The organism is Actinosynnema sp. NPDC004786, from assembly GCF_053601135.1.
The window spans coordinates 99,580-122,566 of the sequence record NZ_JBSGBG010000018.1; the positions used below are offsets into that span (position 1 = coordinate 99,580).

The 22,987-nt window shown below is 72.9% G+C and carries 17 protein-coding genes; 10 read left to right on the forward strand and 7 right to left on the reverse strand.

The features are described from left to right. Positions 1-17: 17 nt before the first annotated feature. Positions 18-956 (forward strand): nucleoside hydrolase, encoded by a 939-nt coding sequence (locus ACWEFJ_RS18475; protein WP_449714447.1) that lies wholly within the window; start codon positions 18-20, stop codon positions 954-956. Here the strand turns inward: ACWEFJ_RS18475 and ACWEFJ_RS18480 are convergent. From ACWEFJ_RS18480 to ACWEFJ_RS18495, 4 genes are read right to left on the reverse strand one after another with little or no spacing between them, the layout of a single operon-like run. Next, positions 953-2,104 carry a THUMP-like domain-containing protein gene (locus ACWEFJ_RS18480; protein WP_449714448.1) on the reverse strand — a complete coding sequence of 384 codons (1,152 nt, stop codon included), beginning with the start codon at positions 2,102-2,104 and terminating at the stop codon, positions 953-955. The two genes, ACWEFJ_RS18475 and ACWEFJ_RS18480, sit on opposite strands and share 4 nt — an antisense overlap. Next, on the reverse strand, positions 2,104-3,057 hold the full coding sequence (locus tag ACWEFJ_RS18485) for a class I SAM-dependent methyltransferase (protein ID WP_378085495.1): 954 nt from the start codon (positions 3,055-3,057) through the stop codon (positions 2,104-2,106). Before ACWEFJ_RS18485 ends, ACWEFJ_RS18480 begins: the two co-directional genes overlap by 1 nt. Next, positions 3,047-3,826, reverse strand: coding sequence for an enoyl-CoA hydratase/isomerase family protein (locus ACWEFJ_RS18490; RefSeq protein WP_378085497.1), 780 nt, complete (start codon positions 3,824-3,826; stop codon positions 3,047-3,049). The genes ACWEFJ_RS18485 and ACWEFJ_RS18490 overlap by 11 nt, the downstream gene beginning before the upstream one ends. A gap of 36 nt (positions 3,827-3,862) precedes the next feature. Next, positions 3,863-4,639, reverse strand: a complete 777-nt coding sequence (locus tag ACWEFJ_RS18495) for an ABC transporter ATP-binding protein (RefSeq protein ID WP_378085555.1) — start codon at positions 4,637-4,639, stop codon at positions 3,863-3,865. Between the two features lie 175 nt (positions 4,640-4,814). Between ACWEFJ_RS18495 and glgX the strand changes: the two genes are divergently transcribed. The 4 genes from glgX to ACWEFJ_RS18515 all read left to right on the forward strand — a co-directional run bounded on the left by glgX (position 4,815) and on the right by ACWEFJ_RS18515 (position 9,578). After that, the gene (gene glgX, locus ACWEFJ_RS18500; protein WP_378085499.1) at positions 4,815-6,923 is read left to right on the forward strand and encodes a glycogen debranching protein GlgX; all 2,109 of its coding nucleotides are present in this window, start codon (positions 4,815-4,817) and stop codon (positions 6,921-6,923) included. A 264-nt stretch (positions 6,924-7,187) separates the two neighbouring features. Continuing rightward, complete coding sequence (locus ACWEFJ_RS18505; RefSeq protein ID WP_449714449.1) at positions 7,188-7,766, forward strand: cysteine dioxygenase; 579 nt, start codon at positions 7,188-7,190, stop codon at positions 7,764-7,766. Continuing rightward, a complete protein-coding gene (locus ACWEFJ_RS18510) occupies positions 7,763-8,149 on the forward strand; it encodes a rhodanese-like domain-containing protein (RefSeq protein WP_378085503.1) in 387 nt (128 codons plus the stop codon). Before ACWEFJ_RS18505 ends, ACWEFJ_RS18510 begins: the two co-directional genes overlap by 4 nt. Before the next feature lie 307 nt (positions 8,150-8,456). Then, positions 8,457-9,578 carry a hypothetical protein gene (locus ACWEFJ_RS18515; protein ID WP_378085505.1) on the forward strand — a complete coding sequence of 374 codons (1,122 nt, stop codon included), beginning with the start codon at positions 8,457-8,459 and terminating at the stop codon, positions 9,576-9,578. A gap of 107 nt (positions 9,579-9,685) precedes the next feature. On the opposite strand, the gene ACWEFJ_RS18520 is transcribed toward ACWEFJ_RS18515, so the two are convergent. Continuing rightward, the gene (locus tag ACWEFJ_RS18520; protein ID WP_449714450.1) at positions 9,686-10,195 is read right to left on the reverse strand and encodes a hypothetical protein; all 510 of its coding nucleotides are present in this window, start codon (positions 10,193-10,195) and stop codon (positions 9,686-9,688) included. Positions 10,196-10,336: 141 nt separating this feature from the next. Then, positions 10,337-12,907: an alpha-glucan family phosphorylase gene (gene glgP, locus ACWEFJ_RS18525; RefSeq protein WP_378085509.1), complete on the reverse strand. Its 2,571-nt coding sequence runs from the start codon at positions 12,905-12,907 to the stop codon at positions 10,337-10,339. A gap of 469 nt (positions 12,908-13,376) precedes the next feature. On the opposite strand from glgP, the gene ACWEFJ_RS18530 reads away from it, so the two are divergent. The 4 genes from ACWEFJ_RS18530 to glgB all read left to right on the forward strand — a co-directional run bounded on the left by ACWEFJ_RS18530 (position 13,377) and on the right by glgB (position 20,851). After that, a complete protein-coding gene (locus tag ACWEFJ_RS18530; RefSeq protein ID WP_378085511.1) occupies positions 13,377-15,356 on the forward strand; it encodes an alpha-1,4-glucan--maltose-1-phosphate maltosyltransferase in 1,980 nt (659 codons plus the stop codon). A 103-nt stretch (positions 15,357-15,459) separates the two neighbouring features. Beyond that, positions 15,460-17,271, forward strand: a complete 1,812-nt coding sequence (treS, locus tag ACWEFJ_RS18535; protein ID WP_449714451.1) for a maltose alpha-D-glucosyltransferase — start codon at positions 15,460-15,462, stop codon at positions 17,269-17,271. Positions 17,272-17,276: 5 nt separating this feature from the next. Next, the gene (locus ACWEFJ_RS18540; protein WP_378085515.1) at positions 17,277-18,617 is read left to right on the forward strand and encodes a maltokinase N-terminal cap-like domain-containing protein; all 1,341 of its coding nucleotides are present in this window, start codon (positions 17,277-17,279) and stop codon (positions 18,615-18,617) included. Continuing rightward, positions 18,614-20,851: a 1,4-alpha-glucan branching protein GlgB gene (gene glgB / locus ACWEFJ_RS18545; protein ID WP_378085517.1), complete on the forward strand. Its 2,238-nt coding sequence runs from the start codon at positions 18,614-18,616 to the stop codon at positions 20,849-20,851. The genes ACWEFJ_RS18540 and glgB overlap by 4 nt, the downstream gene beginning before the upstream one ends. 45 nt (positions 20,852-20,896) lie before the next feature. Here glgB and ACWEFJ_RS18550 read toward each other — a convergent pair whose 3' ends face one another. Next, positions 20,897-21,610: an ArsR/SmtB family transcription factor gene (locus tag ACWEFJ_RS18550; RefSeq protein WP_449714452.1), complete on the reverse strand. Its 714-nt coding sequence runs from the start codon at positions 21,608-21,610 to the stop codon at positions 20,897-20,899. A gap of 102 nt (positions 21,611-21,712) precedes the next feature. Here ACWEFJ_RS18550 and ACWEFJ_RS18555 point away from each other — a divergent pair, with 102 nt between their 5' ends. Beyond that, on the forward strand, positions 21,713-22,915 hold the full coding sequence (locus tag ACWEFJ_RS18555) for an MFS transporter (protein WP_449714453.1): 1,203 nt from the start codon (positions 21,713-21,715) through the stop codon (positions 22,913-22,915). The last annotated feature ends 72 nt before the right edge of the window (positions 22,916-22,987 follow it).

Here is a 22,987-nt window from a genome sequence, read left to right on the forward strand (position 1 = left end):
CCGTGCCACAGTGACGTGTGACGACTCCCCTGATCATCGACACCGATCCCGGTGTGGACGACGCCTTCGCCCTCGCGCTCGCCGCGGCCAGCCCCGAGGTGGACCTGATCGGCGTGACCACGGTCTTCGGCAACGTCTCGCTGGAGAACACCACGCGCAACGCCCTGCGCCTGCTCGCGCTCCTGGGCCGCGAGGACGTGCCGGTCGGCGTGGGCGCGGCGCGGCCGCTGGTCCACCCCCACCCGCACCTGTCCAGCGCCCACGGCTCGGACGGCCTCTCCGGCTACGCCGACACACTCCCCGAGCCCACCCGCGGCCCGGACGCGCGGGACGCCGTCACCCTCCTGCGCGACCTGCTCGACCAGGCCGACCGGCCCGTCACGATCGTCCCCATCGGCCCGCTGACCAACATCGCGCTGCTGCTCGCCGCGCACCCCGGCCTCAAGCCCAAGATCGGCCGGCTCGTCGTCATGGGCGGCGGGGTGAACGGCGGCAACGTCACCGCCACCGCCGAGTTCAACGTGTGGAGCGACCCCGAGGCGGCCCGCCGCGTGCTGGTCGAGGAGGACGTGCCGACCACGCTCGTCCCCATGGACCTCACCCGCCGGTGCGCGGTGAGCAGCCAGTGGCTCGCCGACCTCGCCCGGACCTCGCCCGCGGCCGCGGCGCTCGTCGGCCTCACGCCCGACTACCTGGCGACCTACCGGCGGTTCCTCGGCTGGGACGGCATGGCGGTGCACGACGCGGTCGCGGTCGCCGAGGCCGTCCGCCCCGGCCTGCTCACCGCCACGGGCTTCCCGGTGGACGTCGACTGCTCGTTCGGGCCGAACCGGGGCGCGCTCGTGGTGGACCGGCGGCGGGAGGTGGACGCGCCGAAGACCCTCGACATCACCCTGGACGCCGACCTCGACGGGCTGCGCGGGTTCCTGTTCGAGCGGCTGGCGAAGCTCGGCTAGGTGCGCTCGGCGTGCGCGAGCAGGTAGACGGGACGGCGGCCGACGCGGGTCAGCGCCACCGTGGCCTCGGCCGACCCGGACAGCTTCAGCCTCGGCCGCAGCGCGTTCGGGTCCACGTCGAGCCCGCGCACCAGGATCTCCACCCGGCCCACGTCGTGCGCCCGCAGCACGGACCGCAACGCCTTCTCGCTGTAGTGCCCGTGCTCCACCACCCGGAACGCGCGCACGCCCGGCGGCGGCGTCGGGCCGGTCAGGTAGGCGATCCGCTCGTCGAGCTGCGCCAGCCCGTGCCGGGCCGCGTAGTGCCGCACCAGCCCGGCGCGCACCACCGCGCCGTCGGGGTCGACCAGCCACGCGTCCGGCTCGCTCACGCCGCAGTCGTCCGGCTCGGCGGAGGTGATCGTCCAGCCCGGACCGTCGGACCGCAGCACGCTCGCCCGCCGCGACACGCCGGGCGTGGCCAGGCCCCGCGTCCACAGGCACGCCTCCCGCACCTGCCCGTCCAACGACACCAGCTCGACCTCGTCCGCCCACGGCGCGACCGCGAAGTCCACGCCCGGCGCGCACTTCACCGCCAGGTCCCGGTCCGCGTAGGCCGCGGCCAGCTCGTCCAGCGGCGGCGCGAAGTCCGACGGGCGCCACGTCCGCCGCCCGCTCGCGTCCCGCCGGGCCGGGTCGGCCAGCACCGCCGTGCCGCGCGACACCGGGCGCAACGCGTCCGCGCGCACCAGGGGCACCGCGTCACCCAGGTTGTGCCGGGCCATGGCCAGCCGCACGGGGTCGAGGTCGGAGCCGACCGAACCGGCCGGCAACGCGGCCAGGTCCGCCCCGATCGAGCACGTCACGTCGTGCGCCACCCGCCCGGCGAACCGGCGCGCCCGGTGCGCGGCCACCGGGTGGGCGGTGGCCTGCTGCAACGCGTCGGAGGTGAACAGCCCGTCCGGGAACGCGACCTTGGCCGCCTTGCGGCGCAGCAGCACCGTCTCCAGCACGGCGGCGAAGTGGTCCGGCGCGACCCGCTTGGCCCGCGTCACGTCCGCCAACCGCGACGCGGGCGTCAGCGGCAGGTCGGCCAGCGCCGACAACGCGGCGCGCCCGGCGTCCGAACGCAGGTACGCCACGTCGTCGAGGCTGAACGCGTAGGCCACTAGACCGGCTTGCGGCCCGTCACGGAGACGTTGTAGAACACCTCGCGCGGCAGCACCTTGGCCAGCACGTTCTCGTCCACCCAGGACAGCCGCTGCCAGGTGCGGTAGGCGAACATCGCCCACCCGAAGCCCAGCTTCTCCCGCGGCACGGCGGCCTCGAACGTGCGCACCGGCCAGCCGAACAACGCCGCCGACAGCTCCTCGGTCACCGCCCGCACGTCCACCGCGCCCGCGCCGCGCGCCGTCCGCTCCAGCTCGGACGGGTCGAACGTGTGCAGGTCCACCACCGCTTCCAGCGCCGCCGCCCGCGAGGACTCGTCCAGCTCGGCCTGGGGCCTGCGCCAGCCGTTGAGCGGGCCCAGCCTGGTCACGTTCGTGGTCAGCCACCACGTGAGCTGCCCGAGCTTGCGGGCGTAGAAGTTGCCGATGTTCGTCGGGTCGCCCGCGAACACGAACTTGCCGCCCGGCTTGAGCACCCGCAGCACCTCGCGCATCGCGGCGGGCACGTCCGGGATGTGGTGCAGCACCGCGTGCCCCACGACCAGGTCGAACGTGTCGTCGTCGTACGGGATGCGCTCGGCGTCGGCGACCCGGCCGTCCACCGGCAGGCCGAGCTGCCCGGCGTTGCGCAGCGCCACCTCGACCATGCCCGGCGACAGGTCCGTGACCGAGCCGCGCTCGATCACGTCGCCCTGCATCAGGTTGAGCAGGAAGAACCCGGTGCCGCAGCCCAGCTCCAACGCGTGCCCGTACGGCCCGACCTCGCCCGCGACCGCCCGGAACCGGTCCTTGGCGTAGGTGATGCAGCGCTCGTCGTAGGAGATCGACCACTTCTCGTCGTACGTGCCCGCTTCCCAGTCGTGGTAGAGCACGTTCGCGAGCTTGGGGTCGGCGTAGGCCGCCTGGACCTGCTCCGCCGTGGCGTGCGGGTTGGGCTTGGGATCAACGGCCACTGAACTTCGCCTTCCCCGGGCCGTTCTCGATGAACGACGCCATGCCGGTCTTCTGGTCCTCGGTGGCGAACATCGCGGCGAACAGCTGGCTCTCCAGCTTCAACCCGCTGCCCAGGTCGGTGTCCAGCCCGCCGTCGATCGCGGCCTTCGCGGCGGCGTAGGCGCGCACCGGGCCGTTGACGAACTGCCCGGCCCACCGCCTGGCCGCCTCGAACACGTCGTCCGGGGCCACGACCTCGTCCACCATGCCGATCCGCAGCGCCTCCTCGGCGCCGACGAACCGGCCGGTGTAGATCAGGTCCTTGGCCCGCGACGGGCCGATCAGCCGCGGCAGGCGCTGCGTGCCGCCCATGCCGGGGATGACGCCGAGCAGGATCTCCGGCTGGCCGACCTTGGCGTTGTCGCCCGCGACGCGCCGGTCCGCGCACAGCGCCAGCTCGAAGCCGCCGCCCAGGGCGTACCCCGTGATGGCCGCCACGGTCGGCTTCGGGATCTCCTCCACCGCGCGCAGCGCCGAGGTGAACGCGCCCGCGCGGGCCGCCATGTCGGCGTACGACAGCTCGGCCATCTCCTTGATGTCCGCACCCGCCGCGAACACCTTCGGCCCGCCGTACACGATGACCGAGTAGACGTCGGCCCGGTCGGCCGCCTCCAGCGCGGCGGCCCGGATCTCCTCCTGGACCTGCCGGTTGAGCGCGTTCATCGGCGGGCGGTCCAGCCGGATGGTGCCGATCCCGTCCTCGACTTCGAGCCTCACGAACTCAGCCACGGGTCCTCCTCGACCTCCGTCGGTGCGCCTCGCAGGTTACCCCTCGGTAGTTTTGCGGCGGGCGAAGTACCTGTCACCCGACCGCTGCAACTCCAACGGCTGGTCGAACGTCTTCGACAGGTTCTCCTCGGTCAGCACGTCGTCCAGCAGGCCCTGCGCCACGACGCCGCCGTCACGCAGCAGCAGCGCGTGCGTGAACCCCGGCGGGATCTCCTCCACGTGGTGCGTGACCAGCACCGTCGCCGGCGCGTCCGGGTCCATCGCCAGCTCGGAGAGCCGGGCCACCAGGTCCTCGCGCCCGCCCAGGTCCAGGCCCGCGGCGGGCTCGTCCAGCAGCAGCATCTCGGGGTCGGTCATCAGCGCGCGGGCAATCAGCGTGCGCTTGCGCTCGCCCTCGGACAACGTGCCGTACGTGCGGTCGGCCAGGTGCTCGATGCCCATCGACGCCAGCAGCTCCCGGGCCCGGCCGGTGTCGAGCTGGTCGTACTCCTCGCGCCACCGGCCCAGCACCGCGTACCCGGCGCTGACGACCAGGTCGACGACCTTCTCGTCGCCCGGGATCCGGCCGCTGAGCGCCGCCGAGCACAACCCGATGCGCGGCCGCAGCTCGAACACGTCGGTCTTGCCGATCCGCTCGCCGAGCAGGTGCAACCTGCCCTTGGTCGGGTGCAGCTCGGCGCTCGCCAGCCGGAGCAGCGTGGTCTTGCCCGCCCCGTTGGGGCCGAGCACGACCCAGCGCTCGTCCAGCTCCACGCTCCAGTCGACGTCGCCGACCAGCGTGGTCTTGCCCCGTCGAACCGAAACACCCTGCATGTGGATGACCAGATCTTCGTTTTCCACGCCTGCCCTCGCCCCGTCGATGCACCGCCGTCGCCATTGTTCTGCAAACCCCTCCGCCCCCGGTCCGGTGGGGGGAGGTACGCGAACCACGCAGTGGCGTGGCGCGCTCATGCCCACACCGTCGGTGTCTGCTGGAAAGATCGGGGGCATGGCTGCCGACTCGATCCTGCTCGCGGGCCGACCGTTCCCCCTCGGGGCGCACCCCGAGGCCGGAGGCGTGCGCTTCGCCGTCTCGGCGCCGCCCGCGCACGCCGTGGAGGTGTGCCTGATCAGCGAAGACGGCTCCGAGGAGCGCGTCGAGCTGACCGAACGCACGTTCGGCGTGTGGCACGGGCTCATCTCCGGCGTGACCCCCGGCCAGCGGTACGGCTACCGGGTGCACGGGCCGTACGACCCCTCGCGGGGCCTGCGGTGCAACCCGGCGAAGCTCCTGGTCGACCCGTATGCGAGGAGGATCACGGGCGCGCTCGCCGACCTGGACGCGGCGCTGGGCTACGTGGACGACCCCATGCTCGGCGGCCCCTCCACCGTCGACTCGCTGGGCAGCGTGCCGCTGTCCGTGGTCACGTCGCCCGGCGGGCCGGACACCGGGGTGAAGCCCGAGGTCCCGTTCGAGGAGGCCGTGATCTACGAGCTGCACGTGCGCGGCTTCACCAAGCAGCACCCGGCCGTGCCCCCGCACCAGCGCGGCACCTACCTGGGGCTCGCCCACCCGGCCGTGCTGGAGCACCTGACGCGGCTCGGCGTGACGTCGGTGGAGCTGCTGCCCGTGCACGCGTTCGTGGACGAGCCGTCGCTGATCCGCGACGGCAGGCGCAACTACTGGGGCTACTCGCCGCTGAGCTACTTCGCGCCGCACCCCGCCTACGCCAGCGAGCCCGGCCGGGAGGTCGAGGAGTTCCGCACGATGGTGGCCGCGCTGCACTCGGCGAACATCGAAGTGATCATCGACGTGGTCTACAACCACACCTGCGAGGGCGGCCCGGAGGGGCCGACGCTGTCCTACCGCGGCTTCGACGCCCCCGGCTACTACCTGCACATCGAGGGCGGCGGCACGTTCGACATCACCGGCTGCGGCAACACCACCGAGGCCGGGTCGCCGCAGTTCGTGCGGCTGGTGACGGACTCGCTGCGGTACTGGGCGACCGAGATGGGCGTGGACGGCTTCCGGTTCGACCTGGCCTCCACCCTGGGCCGGCCGGGCGGCGGGCGGTTCGACCGGGCGTCGGCGATGCTGACCGCGATCACCCAGGACCCGGTGCTGTCGCGGTGCAAGCTGATCGCCGAGCCGTGGGACGCCACCGGCGACGGCTACCGGGTCGGCGACTTCGGCGTGCAGTGGGCCGAGTGGAACGGCCGGTACCGCGACACCGTGCGCGACTACTGGCGCGGCATGACCAGCGTGCGCGACCTGGCCTACCGGCTGTCGGGGTCGTCCGACCTGTACGCCGACGACCTGCGGCGGCCGTGGCAGTCGGTCAACTTCGTCACCGCGCACGACGGGTTCACGCTGCGCGACCTCGTGTCGTACAACGAGAAGCACAACCTGGCCAACGGCGAGGACAACCGCGACGGCACCAACGACAACCGGTCGTGGAACTGCGGCGTCGAGGGCGAGACGGACGACGCGGCGGTGCTGGCGCTGCGGGCCCGGCAGGCGCGCAACCTGTTCGCCACGCTGATGCTCTCGACCGGCACGCCGATGCTGACCGCGGGCGACGAGCTGTGGCGCACGCAGGGCGGCAACAACAACGCGTACTGCCTGGACGACGAGACGTCGTGGGTGGACTGGAAGCTCGGCGACGACGGCGAGTCGATGCTGGCGTTCGCCCGGCGGGTGATCGCGTTGCGCGCGGCGTCGCCCGCGTTGCGCCAGCCGCAGTTCTTCGACGGCCGCACCACCGCGTCCGGCGCGCCCGACCTGGTGTGGTTCCGCTCGGACGGCGAGGAGATGGCCGAGACCGACTGGTTCGACGACGGCCGGCGGTTCCTGGGCATGTGGATCGACGGGTCGAACAGCCTGTCGCGCTCCCGGGACGGCGAGCGGGTGTCCGACGACTCGTGGCTGCTGCTCGTGCACGCCGGCGCGGACCCGGTCGAGGTGACGCTGCCGGGGCCGGAGTACGGCGCGCGGTACGAGCCGGTGATCGACTCGACCACCGCCGACGGCGCGCCCGCGCGGCCGGGGAACCTGGCGGCCGGGGCGGCGCTCGTGCTCCAGGGCCGGTCGCTCCTGCTGCTGCGGGTGCCGCGCTGACGGGGTGCCACTGCGTCGGTCACCGACGCAATCCTGCCTGGTGAGAGGGCTGCGCACCGGCCGGCGTTCCGTGGCACGATGCCGGCGTGGGCCGTCCGCTGCTGACCTGGTGCGACCGCACGATCGACCTCCTGCTGGTGGCGTCGTGCGGGTGTAGCGGGACGCGACGCGGCCGTTAGGCGGGCAGCACGCCCGTCCCCGAGGACGCCGCGTCGCGTCTTGATCGCTACCCCGCCCGACCCGTAGCCATCAGGAGCGACCATCGTGACCGCCACGATCGCGCGCGCCGACCTGCACCCGAAGCTGGACGTGCGGTTGCTGCGCGACATCATCCACCCGGACCGCGAGCTGTGGACGCCGCGCGAGCTGCGCGAGCTGACCTCCACCGTCGCGTCCGAGCTGACCACCCCGCTGCTGGAGATCCTCGAGTTCGACCCCGAGCGCCGCTGGTGGGCGCGGCTGGGGCTGACCGAGGGCGTGGAGCTGTGGCTGCTGAGCTGGCTGCCCGGCCAGGGCACCGAGCCGCACGACCACGGCGGCGCGGCGGGCTCGTTCACCGTGCTGACCGGCGAGCTGGCCGAGGACTACCGCTACCCCGGCGGGCCGATCCGCAGCGCGGCGCGGCCGGTCGGCAGCGCCCTCGGGTTCGGCGCGGGGCGCGCGCACCAGGTGCGCAACGTCGGCGCGGTCGGCGCGGCGAGCGTGCACGCCTACTCGCCGCCGCTCGTGCCGACCCGCGAGTACCCGAGCCTGGCGGACATCCCGCCGGAGATCCCGCCGTTGCCCGCCCTGCGGCTGCCGTTGGAGCAGCTGCGCGTTCTGGCCGACCAGGAGGGCCCGTGAGTGCCGAGGAGTTGCTGGAGGAAGCGCGCCGGGAGCTGACCCGCGTCGAGCCGCACGAGCTGGCCGGGTTGTCCGACGCGCTGGTGGTGGACATCCGGCCGCACCACAACCGGGCGGCGGAGGGCGAGATCCCCGGCTCGATCCCGGTGGAGCGGATCGTGCTGGAGTGGCGGCTGGACCCGGAGGGCGAGCACCGGATCCCCGGCTTCACCGCCGACACCACCGTGGTGGTGCTGTGCAACGAGGGTTACGCGTCCAGCCTGGCGGCCCGCGACCTCCAGCGCGTCGGCCTGCCCAAGGCGACGGACCTGGTGGGCGGCTTCCGCGCCTACGCCGCCGCCGGCCTCCCCGTCCGCCCCGGCGCCACCCAAGCCGTCACCTAACCCGCGTGTCCTACCTCCAGAACGCGCGTGTCCTACCTCCAGAACGCGTGAGTCCAACGCTCAGGTATGCCGAATTCAACGTTCAGAACTCCGCACCGGCACGTGGCGGAGTCCTGAGTGTTGAACTCGGGGTACCTGAACGTAGGACACGCGCGTTCCGAACGTAGGACACTCGCGTTCCGAACGTAGGACACGCGCGTTCTGGACGTAGGACACTCGCGTTCCGAACGTAGGACACTCGCGTTCTGGACGTAGGACACTCGCGTTTTGGAGGTAGGACTCGCGCGGGGAACCGGGGAGGCGAGGGGTGCGTCTCTCAGGCGTGTGGAAAGTGCTGACCGGGGTCGTGCTGGTCGCCCTGGTGGTGTGGCGGCCGAGTGCGGCGGCGTTCGGCGGGGCGGCGGTCGGGACGTGGGTGGTCCTCCTGGGGCTCCAGGTCGGGTTGCTGGTCGGTGCGCTGCTGTTCCGGGTGCGGGTGCCGCTGGTGGTGATCGGCGTCGGCGGCGAGGTGCGCACGTGGACGCGTCCCCACCTGCGAGTGGTGTGGCGGGTGGCGCCGCTGCTGATGTCGGTCGGCCTCACGTCGATCAAGGCCCCGGCCCGCCGCCGGCTGTGGCTGACCGGCCTGACGTCGGCGGTGCTGGCGGCGGCGGTGGTCGGGGTGGCCTGGCTGGGCGCGGACCGGCCGTTCTGGCGGGGTTTCGCGATCGCCGGCACGGCGGTGCTGGTCAACGGCCTGTGGCCACGCCGCGGCGCGGGCACCACGTCACCCGGCTGGTTCCTGTTCGCGCTGCCCCGGGTCACCGGCCGCACGGCGGCGGAGTTCGACGCGACGCCGCTGGTCAACCAGGTGACCGACGCGCTGGAGGCCGGTGACCTGGACCGGGCCGAGGCGCTCGCCGACGAACTGGTCGCCCGGCACCCCGGGCTGCTCGTCGCGATCGGCGCGCGGGTCGCCGTGCTGACCCTGCGCACCCGGTACGCCGAAGCCCTGCACGTGGTCAGCGGCCTGATGGGACGCACCGACCTGGAACCGCGCGACATGGCGTTCGTGCTGGCGGAGATGGCCAGTTCCACCGCCAACGCCGTCGAGGGCGGCCAACTGCCGGCGGAGGTCGGCGTGCCCGCCGCCAAACGGGCCGTGGACGGCGCGATGCGGTTCGGCTACCCCCGCCACCGCTGCACGGGCACGCTCGCCCAACTCGCCCTGCTGGAGGACGACCACGCCACCGCCCTCACGCTCGCCCGGCAGGCCCGCGCCAGCGCCGAGGGCGCGCTGTCCCGGGCCGACGCCCTGGCCACGATCGCCCGCGCGCAGATGGCCGCCGGCGACAACGCGGCGGCCCGCGCGACGTTGGTCGAGGCGCGGGAACTGGCCGGCTGGATGCCCCGGGTCGCGGAGACCACGGCCCGCCTCTCCATCACCTGAGCCGGAGGAGCCCCGCGATCACCCGCGCCGGGCGAACCCGGTGAACGCCCGATCCGGACGCGTGTCCGGAACACCCGGAAATCCGAGCCGCGCGAATCCCGCCGTGGTCACGCGGGCGGTTTCGGGAACGTCGGCATGCCTTCGGCCGGCGCCGGCAGGCCGCAGTTCGCCACCACGTCGCCGATGGCCTTGGTCCAGCCCTGCGCCTCGGTGCGCAGCTTCCCCGCGTCCGGCGGCACCGCGCCCGGCACGACCTTGCTCAACACGCTGAACGAGCCCGCGAACGCCGCCATCGAGTGCGACAGGCACAGCTCCGGCCCCCGGTACCCGTCCGCCGAGGCCGGCGCGCTCACCGGCGGCCTGGGCAGGCACTTCGCCGCCGTCATGCCCACCAGCAGCACGATCACGTCGCCCATCGGCGCGGCCGCCTTGTCCGGCGTGGGCGGGTTCGCGGCCAGCGGTTCGACCACCTTCTTCACGCCGTCCGCGAGCTGGACGACCAACCCGGCGCACGCGGCCGGGGGTTCCGCCTCCTGCCGCTGCGCCGACGCGGCCGGGATCACGGCCACCGCCAGCGCCACGGCGAGCACCGAGCCGACTGTCACGAATTTCCTCACGCCGAAAGCGTAAGCGCGTCGGAACAGTCCCGACATCGGAGCGAATGAATTCACCCGACCGAACAAATCGAGTGCGAAAGTGTGAAGAAATTCCGATCAGATGACCGCCGGTCACGCCGACGGTCATCTGATCGTGGGGATTCAGCCCGCCAACACGACCCGGCCGAGTTCGGCCGGCGACGCGAGCAGGTCGTGCCTCGGCAGCACGCGCACGGTGTAGCCGACCGCGCCCGCGTGCGGCAGCGGCACCTCGATCTCGTAGTTGCCGTTGCCCGCGTACCGCATGCCGTGGGTCACCACGTCGTACAGCTCGTCGGAGTCGCCGACCCGGCCCAGCGCCACCTGCACGTCCACTTCGGACGGCTCCAGCCCGGCCAGCTCGATCCGCGCCCGCACGCCGACCGGCGCGCCGAGCCGCGGCGTGGCCGACCCGTTCAGCGACATCTCCGAGTCCAGCACCCGCACCCGCGTCCACGACGCCCGCAGCCGCTGCCGGTACGCGGCCAGCTCCTTCGCACCGCGGAACCCGTCGCCGACCACGGACGCGGCCGACGCCGCCGCGGGCGCGTACAGCTCCTCCACGTACTCGCGCACCATCCGCGACGCCTGCACCGCCGGGCCGAGCGAGGCCAGCGTGTGCCGCACCATGGCGAGCCAGCGCGTCGGCACGCCGTCCTCGCCGCGGTCGTAGAACAGCGGCGCGACCTGGTTGCCGAGCAGGTCGTACAGCGCGGCGGCCTCCAGGTCGTCGCGCCGGGTGGGGTCGGTGACGCCGTCGGCGGTCGGGATGGCCCAGCCGTTGCTGCCGTCGTACAGCTCGTCCCACCAGCCGTCGCGGATCGACAGGTTCAGCCCGCCGTTGAGCGCCGACTTCATGCCGGACGTGCCGCACGCCTCCAGCGGCCGCATCGGGTTGTTCAGCCACACGTCGCAGCCCCAGTACAGGTACCGGGCCATGGACATGTCGTAGTCGGGCAGGAACACGATCCGGTGCCGCACGCCCGCGTCGTCGGCGAACCGCACGATCTGCTGGATCAACGCCTTGCCGCCGTCGTCGGCCGGGTGCGACTTGCCCGCGACGACGAGCTGCACCGGCCGCTCCGGGTGCAGCAGCAGGTGGCGCAGCCGGTCGGCGTCGCGCAGCATCAGCGTCAGCCGCTTGTAGGTCGGCACGCGGCGGGCGAAGCCGACGGTGAGCACGTCGGGGTCGAACACCGAGTCGGTCCAGCCCAGCTCCAACGCCGACGCGCCGCGCTGCAACCACGACGCGCGGGTGCGGCGGCGGACCTCGGCCACGAGCTTGGCGCGCAGGTCGTTGCGCAGCTCCCACAGCCGCTCGTCGGTCACCGGCTCGAACCCGGGCGCGCCCACGCCGGAGTCCTCCGGGTCGCCCACCAGGCGGCTCATCTCGGTCGCCGCCCACGTCGGGCCGTGCACGCCGTTGGTGACCGAGCCGATCGGCACCTCGGACGCGTCGAACCCGGGCCACAGGCCGCGGAACATGTCCCGGCTGACCGTGCCGTGCAGTTTGGACACGCCGTTCGCGCGCTGCGCGAGCCGCAGGCCCATGTGGGCCATGTTGAACAGCCCGGGGTTCTCCTCCGCGCCGAGGGCGAGGACGCGCTGGGTGTTCACGCCCGGCAGGAGCTGCTCGGAGCCGAAGTAGTGCTGCACCAGGTCGACCGGGAACCGGTCGATGCCCGCGGGCACCGGCGTGTGGGTGGTGAACACCGTGCCCGCGCGGACCGCCGCGAGCGCCTGGTCGAAGTCCAGGCCCTCGCCGGTGACCAGCTCGCGCACGCGTTCCAGGCCGAGGAAGCCCGCGTGGCCCTCGTTGGTGTGGAACACCTCGGGCGCGGCGTGCCCGGTCAGGTCGCAGTACGTGCGCACGGCGCGCACGCCGCCGACCCCGGCCAGGATCTCCTGCCGGATGCGGTGGTCCTGGTCGCCGCCGTAGAGGCGATCGGTGACGCCGCGCAGGTCCTCGTCGTTCTGCTCCACGTCGGAGTCGAGCAGCAGCAGCGGGATGCGGCCGACCTGGGCCTTCCACACCTTCGCCCGCAGCACCCGGTCGCCGGGCATGGCGACGTGCACCAGGATCGGCGCGCCGGACGGCTCGGTGAGCAGCTCCAGCGGCAGGCCGCGCGGGTCCAGCACCGGGTAGTGCTCGATCTGCCAGCCGTCCAGGCTCAGCGCCTGGCGGAAGTAGCCCGAGCGGTAGAGCAGGCCGACCGCGATCAGCGGGACGCCGAGGTCGGACGCGGCCTTGAGGTGGTCGCCCGCCAGCACGCCGAGGCCGCCGGAGTAGTTCGGCAGCGCCTCCGTGACGCCGAACTCCATGGAGAAGTAGGCGATGGCGTTGGGCAGGGGCTTGGCGTCGAAGTCGCCGCGCTCGCGGCGCTGCGCGATCTCGTCCTGGCGGCGCTGGAACCAGCGCGGCCCGGTGGTGTAGCGGTGCAGGTCGTCGGCCAGGGCGTGGACGCGGGCGAGGAACCCCTCGTCGCGGGCGAGCTCCTCGAGCCGTTCGGGGACGACCACGGACAGCACGCGCAACGGGTCGCCGCTCCCGGCCCACAGCTCGGGGTCGATCGACGCGAACAGGTCCTGGGTGGGCTGGTGCCACGTCCAGCGCAGGTTCGTGGCGAGGGTGCCCAGGGCCGCCAGCGGCTCGGGCAGGCTGGCTCGGACGGTGAACCGGCGAAGTGCTCGCATGGCGTCGGACCTTATCCCCCATCCAGCGGTGCGGGACAACGGTCACCCGAACCGATGCAGGGACCGATACAGCCTCACCAGCGGGAACGCGGTGCCGCAAGTTATTTCACCCACACCGCGCAAGCGTTGACGGCCCCGTGGGACCCCGTCGCGCCGTTACGCCGAACGGCCGCCGCGGCGCTCGTCCGGCCCGCGCGCCGGGCCGCCGCCCCCGCGACACGCCGCCGACGTGATCAACCACACCATCGTGTGACGGGTGGTCGCCCGATCGGTGCTGGCGCGGCACGTGTATGCGGGTGATCAGCAGCTGGGAATCTGGTCTTCCATAGCGAGACGGAGCGACCGCCAAGTGTGCAATCCAATCAGAAGGGGTAGGAAAAGCGGGTACGGGTCCCGGCGAAGGCGCGGCCGATCGCTGCGGGCAGACTTGACCGTGCACGCGTCACACCAGGTGAGAGGGGCGCTGCCGATGAGCGGGCGACTCGGGATCGACGACGTCTCCCCGAGCGTGAGCGGAGGTCGCTACCCGGCCAAGGCCGTGGTGGGCGAGCACGTTCCGGTCGAGGCCACGGTGTGGCGCGAGGGCCACGACGCCGTGGCGGCCACGGTGACGTGGCGGGGACCGAACGACCGGGTCGCGAGACAAACGCGCATGGTCCCGCTGGGCGTCGGCCTGGACCGCTGGACCGCCACGATCGTGCCCGACGCGGAGGGCTCCTGGACGTTCCGGGTGGACGCCTGGAGCGACCCGTGGTCCACCTGGCTGCACGCCGTCGAGGTCAAGATCGCCGCCGGCCAGGGCGCGGCGGAGCTGGAGAACGACCTGGAGACCGGCGCGCGCCTGCTCGACCGCGTGGGCCGCCGGCCGGACCGCCGCCGGGAGAAGCCGCTCCTGGCCAACGCGGCGAGCGCGCTGCGCGACGAGCACCGCCCGCTGGCCGAGCGGGTCGCCCCCGCGCTGGCCGACGACGTCCGCCGGGTCATGCACGAGCACCCGGTCCGCGAGCTGGTCACCAAGGGCAAATCGCACAAGGTGTGGGTCGACCGCAAGCGCGCCGCCTTCGGGTCGTGGTACGAGTTCTTCCCCCGCAGCACGGGCGGCGTGGACGAGTCCGGCGTCCCGGTGCACGGCACGTTCGTCACCGCCGCCAAGGAGCTGGACCGCATCGCGGCCATGGGCTTCGACGTCGCCTACCTGCCGCCCATCCACCCGATCGGCCGGGTGAACCGCAAGGGCCCGAACAACTCGCTCACCGCCACCGAGGACGACCCCGGCTCCACCTGGGCCATCGGCGCGGACGAGGGCGGGCACGACGCGATCCACCCCCAGCTGGGCACGATCGAGGACTTCGACGCGTTCGTGGCCCGCGCCCGCGAGCTGAACATCGAGGTGGCGCTCGACCTGGCCCTCCAGTGCGCCCCCGACCACCCCTGGGTGCTGAAGAACCCCGAGTGGTTCACCACCCGCCCCGACGGCTCCATCGCGTACGCGGAGAACCCGCCGAAGAAGTACCAGGACATCTACCCGGTCAACTTCGACAACGACCCGCAGGGCATCTACAACGAGGTGCTGCGCGTCGTGCTGCACTGGGTGGACCACGGGGTGCGCATCTTCCGGGTCGACAACCCGCACACCAAGCCGCCGGACTTCTGGGCGTGGCTGATCTGGGCGGTCAAGGACCGCCACCCGGACGTGCTGTTCCTGTCCGAGGCGTTCACCCGCCCGGCCCGCCTGTACGGCCTGGCCAAGCTCGGCTTCACGCAGAGCTACACCTACTTCACCTGGCGCACGACCAAGGAGGAGCTGACCGAGTTCGGCGTCGAACTGGTCGAGCACTGGGACGAAGCGCGGCCCAACCTGTTCGTCAACACCCCCGACATCCTGCACGAGTCGCTGCAGCACGGCGGTCCGGGCATGTTCGCGCTGCGCGCGGCGCTGGCGGCGACGATGGCGCCGACCTGGGGTGTGTACTCGGGCTACGAGCTGTTCGAGCACGAGGCCGTCCGGCCGGGCAGCGAGGAGTACCTGAACTCGGAGAAGTACCAGCTCCGCCCCCGCGACTACGCGGCGGCGGTGGCCGAGGGACGGTCGCTGGAACCGTGGTTGCGCAAGCTGAACGCGATCCGCCGGGCGCACCCGGCGTTGCAGCAGATGCGAACACTCCGGTTCCACCACGTCGACAACCCGGCGTTGATCGCGTACTCGAAGCAGGACCCGGGCACCGGCGACACGGTCGTCGTCGTGGTCAACCTGGATCCGCACAACGCGCAGGACGGCACCGTCTGGCTGGACCTGCCCGCGCTCGGCGTCGACTGGCACGAGCGGCTGATCGCGCACGACGAGGTGTCCGGGGAGACCTGGGACTGGGGTCAGGCCAACTACGTCCGCCTGGAACCCTGGCGCGCCCCGGCGCACATCGTGGGCGTGCAGCGCAGGTTCGGCAGCTAGCGACAACCCAACCCGGTCCCCTTTACCGAGTCCCCGTGCCCGCCGAAGAGCACGAGGGACGATCGAACGCACCCCCAATGAGGTGGGACGAGGTGGAGCACACATGCAAGAAGAGGCCCGACCCGACGCCGCGCTGGTAGGTCTGGAGCACGTGCCGCACACCGGCGAGGCCATCGGCGCGGACGGCCTGCTGGTCGAACCGCAGGCCGAGGACTTCCGGTCGGCCAAGCTCGTGCCGCGCGACCCGAGCTGGTTCAAGGGCGCGGTGTTCTACGAGGTGCTGGTGCGCGCGTTCAGCGACTCCAACGGCGACGGCACCGGCGACCTGCGGGGCCTCGCGTCCCGGTTGGACTACCTGGAGTGGCTGGGCGTCGACTGCCTGTGGCTGCCGCCGTTCTACGCCTCGCCGCTGCGCGACGGCGGCTACGACATCTCCGACTTCCGCGCGGTGCTGCCGGAGTTCGGTTCGGTCGAGGACTTCGTGTACCTGCTGGACGAGGCGCACCGCCGGGGCATCCGGGTGATCACCGACCTGGTGCTCAACCACACCAGCGACGCCCACCCCTGGTTCCAGCAGTCCCGGACGGACCCGGACGGCCCGTACGGCGACTTCTACGTGTGGAGCGACGACGACCAGCGCTACGCGGACGCGCGGATCATCTTCGTCGACACCGAGTCGTCGAACTGGACCTACGACCCGGTGCGCGGGCAGTTCTACTGGCACCGGTTCTTCTCCCACCAGCCCGACCTGAACTACGAGAACCCGCACGTCCAGGAGGCCATGCTGGACACCCTGCGGTTCTGGCTCGACCTGGGCATCGACGGGTTCCGACTCGACGCCGTGCCGTACCTGTTCGAGCAGGAGGGCACCAACTGCGAGAACCTGCCGCGCACGCACGACTTCCTCAAGCGCTGCCGCAAGGTCGTGGACGACGAGTACCCCGGCCGGGTGCTGCTCGCGGAGGCCAACCAGTGGCCGTCGGACGTGGTCGAGTACTTCGGCAACCCCGAGGTCGGCGGCGACGAGTGCCACATGGCGTTCCACTTCCCGCTGATGCCGCGCATCTTCATGTCCGTGCGGCGGGAGTCGCGGTTCCCGATCTCGGAGATCCTGGCGCAGACGCCGCAGATCCCGGACGGCTGCCAGTGGGGCATCTTCCTGCGCAACCACGACGAGTTGACGCTGGAGATGGTCACCGACGAAGAGCGCGACTACATGTACGCGGAGTACGCCAAGGACCCGCGGATGAAGGCGAACATCGGCATCAGACGGCGCCTGGCCCCGCTGCTGGAGAACGACCGCAACCAGCAGGAGCTGTTCACCGCGATGCTGCTGTCCCTGCCCGGCTCGCCGGTCCTGTACTACGGCGACGAGATCGGCATGGGCGACAACATCTGGCTCGGCGACCGCGACGCGGTGCGCACGCCGATGCAGTGGACCCCGGACCGCAACGCGGGGTTCTCCAGCTGCGACCCCGGCCGGATCTACCTGCCGGTGATCATGGACCCGGTGTACGGCTACCAGGGGCTCAACGTCGAGGCCCAGCTGAACAACCAGTCGTCGCTGCTGCACTGGACCCGGCGGATGATCGAGGTGCGCAAGCAGCACCACGCCTTCGCCGAGGGCGACTTCACCGACCTGGGCGGGTCGAACCCGAGCGTGCTGGCCTACCGGCGGCGGTGGCGGCGGCCCGACGGCCACGAGGACGTCGTGCTGTGCGTGAACAACCTGTCGCGGTTCCCGCAGCCGGTCGAGCTGGACCTGTCCGAGCACCGCGGCAGCAGGCCCGTGGAGCTGACCGGCGGCGTGGTCTTCCCGACCGTGGGCGACCTGCCGTACCTGCTGACCCTGCCCGGTCACGGCTTCTACTGGTTCCAGCTCGTGGAAGCCGACGACGACAGCGAGCCGAGGTGACCGACGTGACCGAACCGCACGACCTGGTGGACAAGGTGATGGCCGAGCTGCCCGGGTGGCTGCCCGCGCAGCGGTGGTTCGGCGGGAAGGACCGCCCGGTCACGTCCATCCGCCCGCTGCGCACGACGGTGCTGCGGACCGGGGAGCCGGTGCTGGTGCACCTCGTGGTGGAGGTGGAGCAGCCGGACCGGCGCGAGCCGTACCAGCTGCTGGTCACCGACCACCTGGACAGCTACGACGCGACCCAGGTGCCGGAGCTGACCGGCGTGCTGCTCGACCTGATCGCCGAGGGCGCCGAGGTGGACGGGCTGAGGTTCGCCCACGAGCCGGGTGTGGAGCTGCAGACCGGCCTGCGCGGCCGGCCGATCGGCGCCGAGCAGTCCAACACCTCGATCGTGTTCGGCAGCCAGTACATCCTCAAGCTGTTCCGCAAGCTGACCTACGGCGAGAACCCGGACCTCGTGCTGCACCGGGCGTTGCGCCAGGTGGGCTGCGAGCACATCGCCCAGCCGCTCGGCTCGATCACCGGCAGGCTGGACGGGCAGACCACCACGGTGGGCATGCTCCAGCAGTTCATGCCGGACGCGGTGGACGGCTGGGCGATGGCCACCACGAGCGTCCGCGACCTGATGGCCGAGGCCGACCTGCACGCCGACGAGGTGGGCGGCGACTTCGCGGGCGAGGCGCAGCGCCTCGGGCAGGCCGTGGCCACCGTGCACGCGGACCTGGAGCGCGCGCTGGGCACGGAGCACGCGGGGGCCGACGACATCGACCGGACCGTGCGGGCGATGGTCGCGCGGCTGGACGAGGTGGCCGGCGCCGTCCCGGACCTGCGGCCGTACGTGCCCGCGTTGCGGGAGGCGTTCGAGCAGGCCAGGAACACCCCGGGCACGACGGTCGTGCAGAACATCCACGGCGACCTGCACCTCGGCCAGGTGCTGCGGACCGTGCAGGGCTGGCTGCTGATCGACTTCGAGGGCGAGCCGGGTTCGCCGATCGCCGAGCGGACGGCGCTGCGCTCCCCGCTGCGGGACGTGGCCGGGATGCTGCGGTCGTTCGACTACGCGGCGCACCAGCTCCTGGTCGGCCAGCCGGAGGACCACCAGCTCGCGGTGCGGGCGCTGGAGTGGGCGCGGCGCAACCGCGCGGCGTTCACCGAGGGCTACGCGGAGGCGGCGTCGGAGTCGGTCGGCGACCCGCGCGGCCTGGGCTACCTGCTGCGGGCGTTCGAGCTGGACAAGGCCGTGTACGAGGTCGCGTACGAGCACGCGAACCGGCCGGAGTGGTTGACGGTCCCGTTGTCGTCGATCGCGCGGATCACTGGAGAGGGAGCGGTGCAGTCATGATCTCGCCCGAGGACGTCGACCGGCTGCTGGCCGGGGCGCACCACGACCCGCACTCGGTGCTGGGCGTGCACCACGTCGCCGAGGGCGTGGTCGCGCGGGCGTTGCGGCCGGGCGCGACCGCGGTGGCGGTGCTGGCCGGTGACAAGCGGTTCGACCTGGACCGCGTCACCGACGGGCTGTTCGAGGGCGAGCTGCCCGAGCACCCCGGCGACTACCGGCTGGAGGTCGAGTACGGCGACAACGTGGTCGAGGTGGACGACCCGTACCGGTGGCTGCCCACCGTCGGCGAGCTGGACCTGCACCTCATCGGCGAGGGGCGGCACGAGCGGCTGTGGGACGTGCTGGGCGCGCGGGTGCGCAGCTACGACACGCCCAACGGCACCGTCTCCGGCGTGTCGTTCGCGGTGTGGGCGCCGACGGCCCGCGGCGTGCGGGTGTGCGGCGACTTCGACGGCTGGGACGGGCGGGCGAACCCGATGAGGTCGCTCGGGTCGTCCGGCGTGTGGGAGATCTTCATCCCCGGCGTCCCCGAGGGCACCCGGTACAAGTACCGGATCCTGGGCCGGGACGGCGGGTGGCACGAGAAGGCCGACCCGATGGCGTTCGCCACCGAGACGCCGCCCCAGACGGCGTCGGTGGTCACCCGGTCCACCCACCGGTGGGGCGACGCCGAGTGGGAGGCCAGGCGCGACGCCACGCAGTGGGTCAACGCGCCGATGAGCGTGTACGAGGTGCACCTGGGCTCGTGGAAGCCCGGCCTGGGGTACCGGGAGCTGGCCTCGGAGCTGGCCGACTACGTGGTGAGCGCCGGGTTCACGCACGTGGAGCTGATGCCGGTGGCCGAGCACCCGTTCGGCGGGTCGTGGGGCTACCAGGTCACGTCGTACTACGCGCCGACGTCGAGGTTCGGCTCGCCGGACGACTTCCGGCACTTCGTGGACACGCTGCACCAGCGCGGCATCGGCGTGATCATGGACTGGGTGCCCGCCCACTTCCCGCGCGACTCGTGGGCGCTGGCCCGGTTCGACGGCAGCCCGCTGTACGAGCACGGCGACCCGCGCCGGGGCGAGCACCCGGACTGGGGCACGCTGGTGTTCGACTTCGGGCGCAACGAGGTGCGCAACTTCCTGGTGGCCAACGCCCTGTACTGGATCGAGGAGTTCCACATCGACGGCCTGCGGGTCGACGCGGTGGCCTCGATGCTCTACCTGGACTACTCGCGCCAGGAGGGGCAGTGGCTGCCCAACCAGTACGGCGGCCGGGAGAACCTGGACGCGGTGCGGTTCCTCCAGGAGCTGAACGCGACCGTCTACAAGCGCCACCCCGGCGTGGTGATGGTGGCGGAGGAGTCGACGGCGTGGCCGGGCGTGACGCGGCCGACGCACCTGGGCGGCCTCGGGTTCGGGTTCAAGTGGAACATGGGGTGGATGCACGACACGCTGCACTACCTGTCCCGCGAGCCCGTGCACCGGTCGTTCCACCACAACGAGATCACGTTCTCGCTGGTGTACGCGTGGAGCGAGAACTTCGTGCTGCCGCTGTCGCACGACGAGGTCGTGCACGGCAAGGGGTCGCTGTGGCAGCGGATGCCCGGCGACGACTGGAACAAGGCCGCGGGGCTGCGGTCGCTGCTGGCGTTCATGTGGGCGCACCCCGGCAAGCAGCTGCTGTTCATGGGCGGCGAGTTCGGGCAGCGGGAGGAGTGGTCGGAGGGCCGGTCGCTGGACTGGCACCTGCTGGAGTCGCCGCTGCACAGCGGTCTGCACCGGCTGATCTCGGACCTGAACCGGGTCTACCGGTCGACGCCCGCCCTCTACAGCGTGGACGACCGGCCCGAGGGCTTCTCGTGGATCGACGCGAACGACTCGGCGGGCAACGTGCTGAGCTTCCTGCGGATCGGCGAGGACGGCTCGGTGCTCGCGTGCGTGGCGAACTTCGCCGGCATGCCGCACCACGACTACCGCGTCGGCCTGCCGGTGGCGGGACGGTGGCGCGAGGTCGTGAACACGGACTCGGAGGTCTACGGCGGGTCCGGGGTCGGCAACCTCGGCGCGGTGGAGGCGGAGGAGCACCCGTGGCACGGCCGGCCGGCCTCGGCGGTGCTCCAGCTCCCGCCCGCGGGCGTGCTCTGGCTGACCCCGGACACCCCCGCGCCCGGGGCCGAGGTGACCGCGGCGGACACCGCGGCGGTGGCCGACGTGCCGCCGGACCGGACGGCGCTGGACAACGCCTGACCGCCGGTCGGGGTCCCCGGCCGGGGATCCCGACCGGTCGCCGGGTCAGGTCGGGTCGAACGTCGGCAGCAGCTCGGGCAGGCGACGCGCGCCGCGTTCGGTGACGAGGAGTTCCCTGGTGCCGTCCTGCCGGCGGACCAGGTCGTCGGCGACGAGGGCGTCGAGCACCAGCCGGCCGAGGTCGCCGCCCAGGTGCGGGACGCGGTGCGTGCGGTCGAGGCACGCCAGGGCCAGGCGGCGGCGCGGTTGGGCGGCGTCCGGGTCGACGCCCAGCAGGCGCAGCGCGGACAGGTCGTCGCCGAGCGCGAGTTCACCCGTGCGGCCGTCGGGCGGCCGGAGCGCGCCGCCGTCGACCAGGGTGGCGAACACGGAGATCCCCAGCCGGCCGGCCGCGTGGTCGTAGCACGTGTGCGCCACGTCCACCGGCGTGGCCGCGCGCCGCGGCGTCGTCAGGTCGCCGCGGTGGGCGTAACGGGCCAGTGCGCCGAGGACGTCGGCGATGTCGGCGCGGGCGACCCGGTAGACCGCGTGCCGGCCGGTGTGCTCGACCGCGACCAGGCCGGCGGCGCGCAGGCGCGCGAGGTGGTTGCCCAGGCGGGGCGCGGAGACGCCGAGGGCGTCGGCGAGCTGCACCATCGTGTGCGGCCCCTCGGCGGCCAGCACCTGCAACGCGGTCAGCCGCACCGGGTCGGACAGCTCGCGGGCCAGCGCGACCACCGCCGCCTGGACGGCGTTGCCCGAGTCGACCCATCCCGCCACCCGCGCACCCTATCACCCTTCACCATTCGCTGAACCCCGATTGCGGCACGCCCGCGCCCGCGTTACGGTCGGAGTTCACGATCTCGTGAAGGGTGAGTGCCGATGGGGTTGCGCGTGCTGCTGTGGGGTCGCGGGATCTCGGCGCTCGGCGACGGCCTGTGGTTCACCACGTGGGCGTTGTTCTTCACCCGCGTGCTCGGCCTGCCGCTGGTCACCGTGGGCGTCGGGATGGCGGTGGCGGGCGCGGCGGGGCTGCTCGCGGCGGTGCCGCTCGGCGCGGTGGCGGACCGGCACGACCCCCGGGCGGTGCTGGCGGCGATCACCGTCGTGCGCGCCCTGGCCATGGCGTCCTACCTCGCGGTGGACGGCACGTGGTCGTTCCTCGCGGCCACGGTGGCGTTCACCGCGCCGGCCAACGGCGGCAACGCGGTGCGCACGGCGTTGATCGCGGGCCTGGTCGCCGACCACGCGGACCGGGTCCGGGCGCTGGCGCGGCAGCGGGTGGCGCAGCACGTCGGCTACGCGATCGGCGCGGGTGTCGGCGCGCTGGTGCTGACCGCCGACACCCGGGCCGCGTACACCGCGGCGATCGCGGCCAACGTGGTCACCTTCGGCGTGCTCGCCGCGACCACGCTCGCGGTGCGGAAGCCCTCCCGGCCCGACGGGCGGCGGGCGGACCCGCGGGTGGTGGTGCGCGACCGCCCCTACCTGGCCGTCGTCGCGGTCACGTCGGTGCTGTCGCTGTGCTGGGCGATGCTGTCCACCGGTCTGCCGCTGTGGCTGTCCCGCGCCACCGACCTGCCGCTCGCGCTGGGCGGCGTGGTGGTGGTCGTCAGCTCGGCGGGCATCGCCGTGCTCCAGGTGCCCGCCTCGCGCTTCGCCCGCGACCCGGAGCAGGCCGCGCGCACCGCCGTGCGGTCCGGGGTCGTCCTCGCCGCCAGTTGCGCGCTGCTCGCCACGACCGCCGGCGGCGCGGGCGCGGTGGGCGCGGCGGTCGTGGTCGCGGCGGCCCTGCTGCACGTCGTCGGCGAGGCGGGGTACGTGGCCGCGGGCTGGGGGCTGTCCGTGGGCCTCATGCGGGAGGAGGCGCGGGGCGCCTACCAGGGCGCGAGCGAGGCCGCGACCGCCACCGTGCAGCTCTTCGGACCCGCCGTGTTCACGTTCGCGCTCGGCGGTCTCGGCGCGGGCGGCTGGCTCGCCGCGGCCGCGATCTTCCTGGCCGCGGCCGCGCCCGTCCCCGCGCTGACCCGGTGGGCCGCGCGCACGCGGGCGATGTCGGGTCAACCGGCCCGCACACCCACCTGACCCCGGGCGGACCGCGCGTTCGCGAGCGATGTCGAACACGACCCCGTAGGGGTCCGCGGCAGGCACAATGGG